The organism is Methanomethylovorans sp., assembly GCF_050177135.1.
GTDB lineage: Archaea > Halobacteriota > Methanosarcinia > Methanosarcinales > Methanosarcinaceae > Methanomethylovorans.
The window spans coordinates 1-13,475 of sequence record NZ_JBFXHJ010000058.1; the positions used below are offsets into that span (position 1 = coordinate 1).

Annotated in this window: 10 protein-coding genes; 6 read left to right on the forward strand and 4 right to left on the reverse strand. The window is 41.5% G+C overall.

Features of this window, described 5'->3' with window-relative positions; genetic code table 11:
* Both AB7U21_RS06300 and fhcD read left to right on the forward strand, forming a co-directional pair.
* The coding region (locus AB7U21_RS06300; RefSeq protein ID WP_428387771.1) for a copper-translocating P-type ATPase at positions 1–1,798 on the forward strand (1,798 nt) is incomplete at its 5' end.
* 173 nt (positions 1,799–1,971) lie between these two features.
* Entirely contained in the window at positions 1,972–2,868 is an 897-nt protein-coding gene (fhcD, locus tag AB7U21_RS06305; RefSeq protein WP_428387786.1) for a formylmethanofuran--tetrahydromethanopterin N-formyltransferase, read from the forward strand.
* A gap of 36 nt (positions 2,869–2,904) precedes the next feature.
* Here fhcD and AB7U21_RS06310 read toward each other — a convergent pair whose 3' ends face one another.
* The 3 genes from AB7U21_RS06310 to mfnA all read right to left on the reverse strand — a co-directional run bounded on the left by AB7U21_RS06310 (position 2,905) and on the right by mfnA (position 6,987).
* Entirely contained in the window at positions 2,905–4,314 is a 1,410-nt protein-coding gene (locus AB7U21_RS06310) for a TraB/GumN family protein (RefSeq protein WP_428387773.1), read from the reverse strand.
* A gap of 82 nt (positions 4,315–4,396) precedes the next feature.
* Entirely contained in the window at positions 4,397–5,497 is a 1,101-nt protein-coding gene (locus AB7U21_RS06315) for a CBS domain-containing protein (protein WP_428387775.1), read from the reverse strand.
* 356 nt (positions 5,498–5,853) lie between these two features.
* Positions 5,854–6,987, reverse strand: coding sequence for a tyrosine decarboxylase MfnA (gene mfnA / locus AB7U21_RS06320; RefSeq protein WP_428387777.1), 1,134 nt, complete (start codon positions 6,985–6,987; stop codon positions 5,854–5,856).
* A gap of 705 nt (positions 6,988–7,692) precedes the next feature.
* Between mfnA and AB7U21_RS06325 the strand changes: the two genes are divergently transcribed.
* Positions 7,693–8,928, forward strand: coding sequence for an ORC1-type DNA replication protein (locus AB7U21_RS06325; RefSeq protein WP_428387779.1), 1,236 nt, complete (start codon positions 7,693–7,695; stop codon positions 8,926–8,928).
* A gap of 25 nt (positions 8,929–8,953) precedes the next feature.
* Here AB7U21_RS06325 and AB7U21_RS06330 read toward each other — a convergent pair whose 3' ends face one another.
* Positions 8,954–9,511 (reverse strand): S26 family signal peptidase, encoded by a 558-nt coding sequence (locus AB7U21_RS06330; protein WP_333787713.1) that lies wholly within the window; start codon positions 9,509–9,511, stop codon positions 8,954–8,956.
* Between the two features lie 161 nt (positions 9,512–9,672).
* Here AB7U21_RS06330 and AB7U21_RS06335 point away from each other — a divergent pair, with 161 nt between their 5' ends.
* From AB7U21_RS06335 to AB7U21_RS06345, 3 genes are all read left to right on the forward strand, one after another.
* A complete protein-coding gene (locus tag AB7U21_RS06335; RefSeq protein ID WP_428387781.1) occupies positions 9,673–11,214 on the forward strand; it encodes a DNA-directed DNA polymerase II small subunit in 1,542 nt (513 codons plus the stop codon).
* A 260-nt stretch (positions 11,215–11,474) separates the two neighbouring features.
* Positions 11,475–13,115: a methylamine methyltransferase corrinoid protein reductive activase gene (locus AB7U21_RS06340; protein ID WP_333787715.1), complete on the forward strand. Its 1,641-nt coding sequence runs from the start codon at positions 11,475–11,477 to the stop codon at positions 13,113–13,115.
* Positions 13,116–13,146: 31 nt separating this feature from the next.
* The gene (locus AB7U21_RS06345; protein WP_428387784.1) at positions 13,147–13,395 is read left to right on the forward strand and encodes a DUF2769 domain-containing protein; all 249 of its coding nucleotides are present in this window, start codon (positions 13,147–13,149) and stop codon (positions 13,393–13,395) included.
* Positions 13,396–13,475 lie beyond the last annotated feature (80 nt).

Consider the following 13,475-nt stretch of genomic DNA (forward strand, 5'->3'; position numbering starts at 1 on the left):
GTTCCTGCTTTCCACAGTTATATTCTTCTACGGTGGCCGCCCTTTCCTTGTGGGTATCAGGCAAGAACTGATTTCGCATGCTCCCGGTATGATGACCCTGATAGCTGTTGCTATAACAGTAGCATATATTTATAGTAGTCTGGTTGTTTTTGGCCTGATGGGGATGATCTTATTCTGGGAACTGGCAACACTTATAGATATCATGCTGTTTGGCCACTGGCTTGAGATGCGTTCTGTGATGGGAGCTTCCAAAGCACTGGAAGAACTGGCCAGATTGCTGCCGGCTGATGCCCATAAGGTTGATGAGAAGGGAAATGTGAGGGATATCCCTCTGGAAGGGATCGTTACCGGTGATATACTTCTTGTAAGACCCGGAGAGAAGATCCCTGCAGACGGGGTCGTAATTCATGGAGATACATCTGTTAACGAAGCCATGCTCACTGGAGAATCGAAGCCTGTCAGTAAAGTGAAAGGTAATGAGGTCATTGGAGGGGCTGTCAATGGTGAAGGAGCCATAACCATCGAAGTTAAAAAAACTGGGGCTGAATCTTTTCTTTCTCAGGTGGTTGCACTTGTCAAAGAAGCCCAGGAAAGCAAATCACATACCCAGGAGCTGGCGGACAGAGCAGCCAAGTGGCTTACTATCATTTCTCTTACGGGTGGAACTATCACTTTATTGGTGTGGTCACAGTTGATGGATATGGACCTCGCGTTCGCTCTGGAAAGAGCGGTTACGGTAATGGTAATAACATGTCCTCATGCCCTGGGTCTTGCAATACCCCTTGTAGTTGCCATATCCTCCGCAGTCGCAGCTCGTAATGGCCTGCTTATCAGGAACCGTGTGGCCTTCGAGAACGCACGTAACCTGAATGCCATTATCTTTGACAAGACCGGTACGTTGACCACTGGCAAGTTTGGTGTGACAGAGATAATTATTTTGGACACTACGATAAAAGAAGAAGAATTATTGAAATATGCAGCATCTGTGGAAGCTAACTCGGAACATCCGATCGCCAGGGGTATAGCAGCATCTGTGGAAGATGTATATAAAGTGGATAATTTCCTGTCCATTCCCGGAAAAGGAGCCCAGGGAATTGTGGAAGGAAAAGAGGTGAAGATGGTCAGTCCTGGATACCTGAGGGAACAGGGTATCATCATCGAAAATGAAATTGTAAGCAAGCTCATATTACAAGGTAAGACAGTTGTTTACGTAATGATCGAGGGAAAAGTGAAAGGTGCCATTGCATTGGCCGATATTATCAGACCCGAAGCAAAACAGGCTGTTAAGGCCCTTAAAGAAATGGGGATCAAATGTATGATGCTTACCGGTGATCATGAACAGGTTGCAAGATGGGTTGCTGAGGAAACAGGACTTGATGAATACTTTGCAGAGGTGCTGCCACAGGAAAAAGCCGCCAAGGTAAAAGAGGTGCAATCAAGAGGTCTTGTGGTTGCCATGACAGGAGATGGCGTGAACGATGCTCCTGCCCTTGCCAGGGCAGACATAGGAATTGCCATAGGTGCGGGTACTGATATTGCAGTGGAAACTGCGGATATAATACTGGTCAAAAGCAATACAAAGGATGTTGCTTCCATTGTCAGTCTTTCCCGGGCTACTTACAGGAAGATGTTGCAGAACCTGTTCTGGGCCACAGGATATAATGTAGTGGCAATACCCCTTGCTGCAGGCATACTTTATGAGCAAGGAGTGATGCTATCTCCTGCTGCGGGGGCTGTACTCATGTCCCTGAGCACTATCATCGTAGCCATCAATGCAAAATTCCTGTCAATAGATTAAAAAGATATATTATCACCAGTAATTGCTGTAAAAAGTTTGTCCATACTCGAAGATTATATGTACTGCAACTTTATTCTACTAAGAGATACTTTTAGTATCTGCTTCCTGTTAACAGGAATCATCATCTGGATATGAACCGGATAGATCTTTCAGAAATATCAAAAGGGATCACTATGGAAATCAATGGCGTCGAAATAGAGGACACTTTTGCAGAGGCCTTTCCTATCAAGATAGGTAGAGTATTGATCACAGCAGCAACAAAACGCTGGGCAGAGGTAGCAGCTACTGAAGCAACAGGCTTTGGTACTTCCGTTATCATGTGTCCTGCAGAAGCAGGTATCGAAAGATTCGCAACATGCGACGAGACACCAGATGGCAGACCCGGTGTGTACATCCAGATCTGCACCTTCAAGTTCGATATTCTGGAACATCAGCTCTTGGAGAGGCTCGGACAGTGTGTTCTGACCGCCCCCACTACTGCAGTGTTCAATGGTATGCCAGAAGCTGAGAAACAGTTCAATGTAGGCTTCAAGCTCAAGTTCTTCGGTGATGGTATGGAGTCCCAGAAAGAGATCGCGGGGCGCAAGATGCACAGCATACCCCTTATGGAAGGAGACTTCCTTGTGGAAGAGAACATTGGTGCGGTATCCGGTATCGCCGGTGGTAACTTCTTCATCCTGGGAGACAGTCAGATGAGTGCTCTGACAGCCGCAGAGGTTGCTGTTGACGCTATTAAGGAGCTTGAAGGTACCATAACTCCTTTCCCGGGAGGTATTGTTGCCAGCGGTTCCAAGGCAGGTTCTAACAAGTATACCAAGTTCATGAAGGCCACAGCCAACGAGAAGTACTGTCCTTCCATCAGAGACAAGGTACCTGACACAGAGATCCCGGCAGATGTGAAATCAGTGTACGAGATCGTTATCAATGGTGTCAGTGAAGAAGCCATTAAGAAAGCAATGGCCGTTGGTATCAAGGCAGCTGTAACAGTTCCTGGTGTTAAGAAGATCACTGCAGGTAACTACGGCGGAAAACTCGGAAAATACCAGTTCAGACTTCACGACCTCTTCTGAGGCTGAAGCTGAACTTTTCTTTTTTTAAAAAAAATATCATAGACCTATTACGGTCAGGCCTGCATGCAATGCGGACTCAAGGAAATCCTTTGCTTCAATCCCCAGTATCTGGAGTATTACATAGGCACCCACGATACTTCCTGCCATAGCTCCCAGATTGGCCAGAGATGTCACAAGAAGGACACGGAAAAAATTATTTTTCATCATATCTTTCATTGATTCGGCTTCCACGAGATTTTTCAGATCCCTTGTGGTAGGATTGCGATATTTAGCTTCTCTGAGCCCTGCATACCATCCAGCAGCCACAGCTGGATTAAGAGTGGTCATCCAGGCCACTAAAAAGGATGTTAGTACCGAATAAGGATGGCCTCGTGCCAACGCAGTGCCCAGGGCACTTAAACCTCCGGTGATGAGAAACCACCAGATGAACACTATACCAAGGGTTTTTAGAGAAACACCTGAAATGAGCAATAGAGCAAAGGCTGCAAGAGGAATAACTAGCATTATAAGGCCAAAAATCTTAAAGAAACTGAACCTTTTCTTCGGGAGCACCTCTACTGATCCCGGGCGCGGGAGGGTTTCAGGGTGCAACAGATAGTTCTGTATTCCTGCCCTATGACCTGCACCTACTACAGCAATGATCTTTTTTCCGCCACCAGATGCAAGCCTTATAAGATTGGAAGCCATATAGGCATCCCTTTCATCTATAAGCACCTTTACAGCATTAGGAGAAGTACCACGGAACTCTTCCACAAGCATTGTGACTATGTCCTGGTTCGTGATCGTGTCCATATCGATGTCCTTAGTGCCACCTATACCCAGAACTGCTGCTATCAGACCTGCAAGCATCTTTAATTTCTCTATGAAGCCCATTTTGCTCCAGAATCTCTGCAAAGTGACCTGTACATCCCTATCAATGAGCGCTATTCGTGCCCCATGTGCTTCAGCAGCATCTATTGCCTTGATCATCTCGGCACCAGGCTGGACTCCCATCTCATCAGCGAACTTTTTCTGCACATGGGCCAGCAGCATATGTATCATGTACTGATATATCTTGCCGCCTTTGAGGATCTCCTTGATAGGAACCTCAGTTTCAGTGGTTTTGCCTTTGAGACTATCATAACGGGGTTTGCACAGCTCTACAGCAACAATATCAGGTTTTTCCCTTTCTATAGCTGCATTGACCTCTGCAACGCTCTTTTCAGATACATGGGCTGTACCTATAATGATTATCCTCGAAGGCTCAATTTTTGAACCATGCTCTCCTGAAGAAGGAGATGACAGATTATAACTACTCTGCTGGTTTTCAGGGGGACATGTGTCGGTTATGAAGGTTCCTGAATTACTGGAAGAGTTCGAATCATAAACTGATAGATCTGAAGAAGAAGTAATACTGATGAGGGGATCAGAAATAGTTCTATCTTTTTCATTAACTGGGTTTTTCACAATACACCTCACAAATGATTTGATGGAACAAATATCACTAGCTTTTTAAATGTTTTTATGTTTATTATATTATTTTCCATGGTTACAACTGTTCATTAGAAAGCATCATTGCCCTCATAAGATCTGTTCTGGAGAGAATCCCCATCACAGAACCATTAGAATCTACAACTAGTACTCTTCCTATATTATTTGACATCATCAATTTGAAAGCCTCTGAAGCTTTAGCGTCCGCAGTCAATGAAATAACAGTAGTGGTCATAATATCTCTTACTTGCAAGACTGCTCTTTCAAGAGAAGGGACTTTATGTACATCACTTAACGTGACAATCCCTTTTAAATAATTGCCTTCCATAACAGGGTACCCCATGTGTTTGTGCTCGAACATAAAATGTAATAGATCTTCAATGTTCATATATGGGGACACTGATGTGACTTCCGGACTCATTACATCAGAAACTGAGTATTTTTCGAGAGTTACGGTAACTGTTGTAGACCTGTCTTCTTCGGAAGCTCCTATGTAAACGAAAAAAGCTATTAATATCAGCCAGGGATTAGAGAAAAGGCCGATTATTCCCATAAGAAAAGCAAAGATCTTTCCTACAGAAGCAGCATAGTGCGTAGCTTGTACATAGTTCATCCTTTTAGCATACCATGCTCTGAGAACACGCCCGCCGTCCATCGGAAATGCTGGCAGGAGATTAAAAAGACCCAGAACTATGTTTATAGAACTCAGGATGTTGAACATCATGTAAATAGGTGTTGCTGCGTAAGAAGCTATCAGGGAAGCCACTAGAAAATTGGCTAGGAAAATGGTAAAACCAATCATTATGCTCACAAGGGGACCTGCAAAGGCCATTTTAAGCTCTTGAGATGGATTTCTGGGTATTTCTTCCATCGACGAAACACCACCAATGAGCATCAACGTTATGTCTTTTATTTCTACGCCATATCTCTGAGCTACAAGTGAATGCCCTAGTTCATGAAGAAGCACACAGAAAAACAGAAGGACAGTAGTTGTAAAGGATAGCAGATAGTTCAGCAATGGAGTGGCCTGATCCTGAAAGCCAAAGGGAGCAGGATTTGTGGCAAATACCAAGGCGAAGACAGGCAGTATGAACAAAAAAGTAATATGTAATTTGATTGGTATGCCGAAAATTTTCCCTATTTGAAATGATGTTTTCATGGTTAACCTTGTCTGATATATTCATATTTATTATTATCTTATTAGCTTGTTGCCAATTTAATACTTTCACCCAGCTTGGTATTTCTTTATATCTTCTGGAGAATTACTCAGTATTATACAGGGATTGATGAACACACGCCTTACAAGCTTCAAGGCCAGGTATCATCAATTCCCAATATTTAATCCATCCCCTCAATGCTTAACCGGAACATGGCTTGGGTCTTTAAAATGCTGTTATGAGAGCATTAAATCCGTTAGTTTCTCAAGACATGTTACCGGTCCCGTCAAAAATCCCAGCTTTCAGACTCTGTATTGTCAGTCTGTATTGTCAGGTCTTTAAAGTTTTCCAACTATTTTTAGCTGTTTAAGACTGTTTTTAAGTCCTGGACAAAAGCTATTATATTTTCTTCTGTCATATGAGGCATAACAACAAGCCTTATAGAAGATGGGTGTTTTGTTATAGAAACTTGCCAACCAAATTGAGTGGCTAATTCCTTGCGTATCTTCTTAGGTTCTGATATCGATAAAGCTACAATGTTCATCACGGGATCGATAACAGGATTAACTCCGATCTTTTTAACTTGTTCTAAAAGCAGATGAGTTAATTTCATGCATCTGTCAACAATTTGGCGATAACCTTCCTTACCTAAATACCTCATTACAGCGTATGTTCCAGCCACCGAAGCTCCACTGCGAGTACCGGTAAGAGTGCACTGGCTACTGATAGTCAAATATGGGGTATCTACTCTCAAAGAATCCATCATTTTTTCTTCTCTGAAAAGCAAAGCTCCTGAAGGAATAGTACTCATACCCATTTTATGAGGATCTATTGCGATTGAAGTCACACCAGGAAGAGAGAAATCAAAAGACGGATGCCCGCTGATAAAAGGGAGGACAAAGCCTCCAAAAGCTGCATCCACATGAAGAAAAATACTGTTATCCATAGCAATTTTGGATAATTTGGAAATTGGATCTACCTGACCAAACTCGGTGGAACCTGCAATACCAACGAGTCCAACTGTATTTTTATCTATAAGAGATAACACGTGTTTAGTATCCACAGCAAGATCAGAAAGCACCCGAGCTTTACGTACATCTATTTGCAGAATATCAGCTATCTTATCAAAAGAAAAATGTGCTGATGCAGGTACTATAATATTTGGGTCCTTAATAGATTTGCAAGAGTTACGCATAGCTCTCACAGCTTGGATATTTGACTCAGTTCCTCCTGTTGTGAGATAACCGTAAGGACGGGAATTATGTAATAAATCTCCAAGCATAGCTAAGACATTTTTTTCAAGTTCATATGTTCCCATGAAAAGACCATAATCTCCCATATTAGATTCAATGAACATCTTATAAGCTTCAACTGCAACTGGATGAGGATAAGTGCACATGGAACTGAGTACTTTTTCATAAGGAATATCTTTTGATCTTGCTTGTATCAAAGAAGACTTAACATCTTCCCAGTTTTGTCCATGTTCCTGCATTTGCTGTTAAAATAACGGGCATGTTTAAAACTATTATGTTTCAATTATTGCACAGGAATTTGACTGATTTTATGTTGATTGATTTTATGGAATGAGTATGATTTCGGTTTTCTGCGGACAAAGGAACCCCATGGTTTCTACTGGAGCATTATTGAAAATTTGAAAACATTTATTTCACTCATGGTTAGAGGAAGATTTAAATAATATAATGCCTATAATTAGCATAGGCTTTTTTTTCCATTAAATTAAAATTGTTCACCAATTTTTTTTCCATGGACTCCAGTGGAAATAATAGGGTCTCTCTCTTTTATAAACCCTCCAGTGGAAATAAAGGGGTTTCGGATTTTTAACTCCAATTGAAATGCTCAACTAAATATATGCTTTTAATTATCCAATTTTTACAAAGTCACCTGATAGCTATTTTTGTGCAGTACATTATTTTTATAAATTTTTGCAATGGAAACAAAGGGGTAATCACCATAACCGTTAATAACCCTAATTTCCAATGTAGCCAATGGAAGAAAAGGATGAGATAAAGGATTCACTTGCTTACAACGTATTTCCTCTCTGTGCAAGGGTGCTGAGTTATAGAAGAGTTTACGTCTTCTTCTTTTAGTACCTTTTGCTTTATATGGTGGCCAATCATAGGCTACTTCACGTTTGTAGGTTGAGTCCAAGGTCTTCAGTGGTAGGATGGTAATCAAAATGCAAAATAAAGCTTTGGATGGCCTGTTTCAGGAATTACTTGCAACAGAACCTATATTCAACAATAAGGAGGTTTTGAGGCCAACATATACTCCTGACACCTTAGTGCATAGAGATGAACAAATAAACAGTCTTGCGACCATATTGGTTTCAGCTCTTAGGGGTGATACTCCTTCAAATATTCTTATTTATGGAAAGACAGGCACTGGCAAAACAGCAGCTTCACGTCATGTAGGGAGGGAACTGGAAAGAATAGGTGAGCAGCTTAATGTCCAATGTAGCGTGGTTTATGTTAATTGTGAAGTCATAGATACACAATACAGGCTGCTTGCTAATCTGGCAAGGCAGTTTGGAGAAGATGTGCCAATGACTGGCTGGCCTACGGATCAGGTTTTTGCAAAGTTCAAGGAAGCTGTTGATTCAAAAAAACAGGTTATTATTATAATTCTTGACGAAATAGATAAACTTGTTAAAAAAGGAGATGACGTACTTTATAACCTTTCCAGGGCTAATTCGGATCTTAAGCAGGCTAAAGTAAGCATGATCGGGGTTTCTAACGATCTTAAATTTACTGAGTTCTTGGATCCTCGGGTAAAAAGTTCTCTTGGGGAAGAGGAAATAATTTTTCCACCTTATGACGCTGATCAGATCAGTGATATCTTAGTGGAAAGAGCAGAAATAGCCTATAAAAATGGTGTTTTAGAGGAAACTGTTATTCCTTTATGTGCAGCTTTTGCAGCTCAGGAACATGGAGATGCAAGGCGTGCATTGGATCTTTTAAGAGTTGCAGGAGAACTTGCTGAGCGCGAGAAGAAGCCCCTTGTACAGGAAGAACATGTCAGAAGGGCTCAGGACAAAATAGAGGTTGATCGCGTTATAGAAGTTGTAAAGACCCTTCCTACACAATCAAAACTTGCGCTTTGTGCAGTTATAAATTTGAGAAATAACGGTTACAAGAACGTTACTACCGGAGAAGTGTACAATGTTTACCGTCAGCTATGTATAAATGTGGACATGGATATCCTTACCCAGAGGCGTGTGACCGATCTGATGTCAGAACTTGATATGCTAGGTATCGTTAATGCTCTTGTAGTAAGCAAGGGTAGATACGGAAGGACAAAAGAATTAGTTTTGAGTGGTCCTGTGTCCAGTACCCAGCGTGTGCTTTTTGAGGACTACAGGCTGATACCGCTTGAAAATTTCAAACCTGTAATAACCACTCAAATGCATTTATGATGTTGTTTTCTGATAAAAAGTCATATCAGAAAGGCAACATCAGCCTTATCTTTCCTATGTAGGGTATACGGTACCTGGCGATTCCTATGATCCACTCTTCTTTTACTGGTGTAAGATAGCTTATTTGTCCCTGTTGATCATATACCATATTAGTTTGCTTATTATCCCCTTTGGTGATATAACCATCATGAGGAGCTGTTGGTCCTCCCTCCCACATAGTTTCTCCTGCTTTCACAAAGTACATTGACCTATGGATTATAGGAGTTACATCTTCCCTGCCATATGGTCTGTATAAGATCACATCTCCATTATCCCCAAATGATACATAATCGCTGGCAGCATCAGCTTTTGTTATTACTGATGTTCTTTCAATGTTTTGTATGAAAATTATGTCCCCTATGTTCATATGTGGCTCCATGCTACCGGATTCCACAGCGACCATTGGCGTCCACATCCCAAATATCAGGTATGAGATGGTTGAGAACAATAGCACAGCTGCAGCCACAGATACTATATCTCTGGCAAGGGAAATGTAAAAATTCTCACTTTGTCGAAAAGTTTTAATACCTTCCTTTAGGTCCATTATTTCACCGGATGCTTTTAGATAACAATTATACAGTAGTTTCTTCCTTCCCATTACAACTATATAACAACATAGCATATAGACCACGTTACTCTCATTGGAGTTCTCGGGGATTGAAACCTGTGATCAAAATGTTTTACAATTGCTATACCTGATCCTCTATGAATCAGATCGAAGTGATTACCGTTTTCCTGGAAGAAGGATATCAGATAAGTCCAAATGCTGTTGAATTGATATGTTGTCATTGTGATCCACACAGCCTTTTAGATCGTATCCTGAAGAACATGGACCCTTCAGTGCTAGTGGTAGATGTTGAACACATTAATGAACACAATATTCAAGAAAATAATGAAGTACCTGAAAAAGAAAGTCTTTCTACCAGCCATCAGCCTATTCCTAAAATAGTTGCCCCAATGTTCTCTCCTCTTAACTGTTCTCAGTCTGATAATCCTGTTGATGTGTTACTGGATATTACTGATAATTCCACATGCGTAGGAGAATATATGGAATTTGTCCAGTTTTTCAGGAATAGATACAGCAGGTTAAGTGAGATGATAAGGGGCAGATTAAATTCAAGACCCATAGAAAGTCTGAACAAGTACCGTAATAAAAACGGCGGGCGCCGTGAGGGCATGGATAAGGATATGAATGAAATTTCTATTATCGGTATGATTTCAGATATTAAAAATACAAGTAATGGTCATAAGATGATAGAACTTGAAGATACTACAGGTTCTATCTCAGTGCTGGTACGAATGGCTGATAAAGAGCTATTTGAACTTGCCAGCCGCTTTGTACTGGATGAAGTTGTGGGTATTACTGGTGCTCTTACTAACGATGGTAAGCTGCTAATAGCTAAAAAGATCACCATCCCGGATTTACCTAACACTCTGGGTGAAAGAAAAAGATCATACGGCAAAGCTGTTCTTACTTCCGATGTTCACATAGGCAGTTCCACATTTTTAGAGGAAGAATGGTATCGCTTTATTGATTTTCTCAAAGGTGATACTGACAATGAAGCTATGGCCAATTTATCCAAAGAGGTACGTTATCTTGTTGTTGCGGGTGACCTTGTGGATGGGGTAGGCATCTATCCCGGGCAGGAAATGGAATTAAAGATACAGGATGTATATGGACAATATAAAAAGGCTGCAGAATATTTTAGTGAGATACCCAAACACATAACAGTAATAATATCTCCTGGTAATCATGATGCTGTGAGGCAAGCAGAGCCACAGCCCATGCTGCCTGAAAACATACGGGCAGATTTCTCTGAGAATGTGTTATTTGTGGGGAATCCTTCAGTAGTTGATCTTGATGGCGTCAAACTTATGATATATCATGGCAGGTCTATCGATGATCTGGTAGCCTCCATACCTGGTGTATCTTATCAGGAGCCCACTAAGGCAATGGTGGAAATGATGAAAAGAAGACATCTTTCTCCTATTTACGGCAGCAGAGTATCTATAGCTCCTGAAAAGCAGGATCATTTTGTTATTGGCCAGGTGCCAGACATACTGCATTGTGGTCATGTTCACACAGTGGGTGTGGAATGGTATAAGAATGTTCTATTGGTCAATTCGGGCACATGGCAGTCCCAGACCGAGTTCCAGAAAAGAGTAAATGTCGTGCCTACTCCTGCACAGGTGCCTGTAGTAGACCTCAGCACTCTGAAGACCACAATTCTTAAGTTTGCAGAATGATCTTTAGCAGTTCTTATATATAGGATTGGCTGAGTCTGTCAATGGTAAATTATAAATAGAACATATCTGCGACCTTATACAAGCTCAATATAACTATTCTTAAAGTTCCTGAATGCAATCGAAAATAAGTTTCATTAGGCGTATCTTCTCTATATCTTTTTCATTAAGTTCTCCAAGCGGAAGCTCGAAGCACAAAATATATATGCATTCTTCTCAAAACAAACCTTACTTGCCTGTAAATGCTTTTTGAAGGAATCCTCATGTATGTAATTGCACTGGACCTTGGGACTAGCGGTTTCAGATCGCAGCTGATAGATATCAAATCTAGGGAAACCATTAAAACTGTGATCACTATGGGTCACCCTCTTCCGGGAGGGAACGTAATGGACCATCTGGATTTTGCCATTAACACAGGAAAGGATGTAGCCCATGGATTGATGATCGAGGCTGTCAAGGAAGTGCTGGAAAGATTCGATGTTGATCCTTCCAGTATTCAGAGGATAGCTGTTTGCGGTAATCCAATACAATTATCCCTTTTCCAGAACAGTGAGATATTGGACCTTGCGTATGCAGGAGAGACCAAACAAAAAAAATTGGGTGTACACAATGTCAAAAGAGATGCGCGTGTGTTTCCTGCCAATGAGATCTTCAAAGGTATCTATGAGATGGACAACTGTGAGATAGTGGTCCCACCTGCAATAAAACATGAGATTGGCGCCGATGCCCTTGCTATGATGCTGGAAACTGATTTCATTAATCAGGATGGGCCTTGCTTGGTAACGGATTATGGAACAAATGCTGAAATGGCACTAAAGGTAGGGGATAAGATAATGACTGCAAGTGCTGCTGCTGGTCCGGCCATTGAAGGCCAGGGCATCAACTGCGGTATGCTGGCAGGTCCCGGAGCCATAAGCGATGTAAATCTTGAGGGTCACCACTGGAGGCTTATAGTGCTCAATGAGAAGATGGAAACTGTAAAAGGAGATCTTATTGATCCGGTTTCTGGTGAGATCATTGAATCTTCGGGCATACAGGCCAAAGGTATTACAGGAACAGGGGTTATTTCGACTATTGCTCTGGCTATCAAAGAAGGCCTTACCAAAAAGTTGCCGCATCTCCCTCAGGGAAGAATAGTCCTAGGTGACGGTATTATAATCACAGATAAAGATGTTGAAGAAGTGGGTAAGGCAATAGGGGCCATCAGAGCTGCCCATATGACTCTCATGGTGGCAGCAGGCATTGAATATTCTGACCTCAAATATGTTTACATGTCTGGAGCTACCGGAACTTATGTAGATGCTGAAAAAGCAAGGCATATTGGTTCCGCACCAGGCTTTTCAGATAACATTGTGCAATTTGGTAACACTTCTATAGGGTTGGCAAGAAAGCTGGCATTGGATGTCATCCAGTTATGTGACGTCATTTCTGTGGCAAGGAAGATACATGCAGATCACCTCATGATGGCTACAAGTGAGACATTCAAAGACATATATGTTTGTGAACTATCTTACTGGCAGCAAGGGATGCCCATTGAGATATATGATCAGATGCTCGAGCTCTATAACATTAAGCCTTTCCCCCGGGCCTTAGAAAAAGTGAATATCGAAAAACGTGTTTCAAGGGACATTGATGATGTGGGCAGGCAAGGTCTTGATATTGTTAAAGATATAGGGATTACCCTTGAAGGACCTGTGGAAAAATGTATCCTTTGCCATAAATGTGAAAAAGAGTGTCCGGAAGATGCGGTGATCATCATTGAAAGAGAGGGTAAGAGGTTTGCAAATATCGATAGCCAGCATTGCTTGGGCACTAGCTGTAGACGTTGTGTTGCCATCTGCCCCGAGCAAACAATGGATCATTCAATCTTGAAAATAAAGCGTTCAGTGAAAATAAAACGTTGAACAGGACGCACAGTTTTAAAGGTCATAGTTTATGGGATCCTCAGAACTTACTGACAGGAACAGGGAAACTTATGGTAGGTATTTTGGTATATGTACTTCATATCATCATTCCAAAGGTTGTCTCTGTCCAACATGCACGACATGTCCTGGAAATGGCATGATGTTCTGTGCCAGGAAAAATCAATACAAACCATCATTAAAAACAGGTTGTCTCTGCTCCGAATGTCATACACATGAAAAGTTCAGGCTTGAAGGGGATTATTTTTGTTTCCGTTTGTAGTGAGGTGGCTGATAAATGAAACTTTTTGGAAAAATCTTTATTGAAAAATCTACGAAGAAGGACATCAAAAAGATTCATGA

What these genes read in the sequence shown, in the direction of transcription:
- fhcD (WP_428387786.1), top strand. Translation starts at nt 1,972, where the DNA reads ATGGAAATCAATGGCGTCGAAATAGAGGACACTTTTGCAGAGGCCTTT.
- AB7U21_RS06315 (WP_428387775.1), bottom strand. Translation starts at nt 5,497, where the DNA reads ATGAAAACATCATTTCAAATAGGGAAAATTTTCGGCATACCAATCAAA.
- mfnA (WP_428387777.1), bottom strand. Translation starts at nt 6,987, where the DNA reads ATGCAGGAACATGGACAAAACTGGGAAGATGTTAAGTCTTCTTTGATA.
- AB7U21_RS06325 (WP_428387779.1), top strand. Translation starts at nt 7,693, where the DNA reads ATGCAAAATAAAGCTTTGGATGGCCTGTTTCAGGAATTACTTGCAACA.
- AB7U21_RS06330 (WP_333787713.1), bottom strand. Translation starts at nt 9,511, where the DNA reads ATGGACCTAAAGGAAGGTATTAAAACTTTTCGACAAAGTGAGAATTTT.
- AB7U21_RS06335 (WP_428387781.1), top strand. Translation starts at nt 9,673, where the DNA reads ATGAATCAGATCGAAGTGATTACCGTTTTCCTGGAAGAAGGATATCAG.
- AB7U21_RS06340 (WP_333787715.1), top strand. Translation starts at nt 11,475, where the DNA reads ATGTATGTAATTGCACTGGACCTTGGGACTAGCGGTTTCAGATCGCAG.
- AB7U21_RS06345 (WP_428387784.1), top strand. Translation starts at nt 13,147, where the DNA reads ATGGGATCCTCAGAACTTACTGACAGGAACAGGGAAACTTATGGTAGG.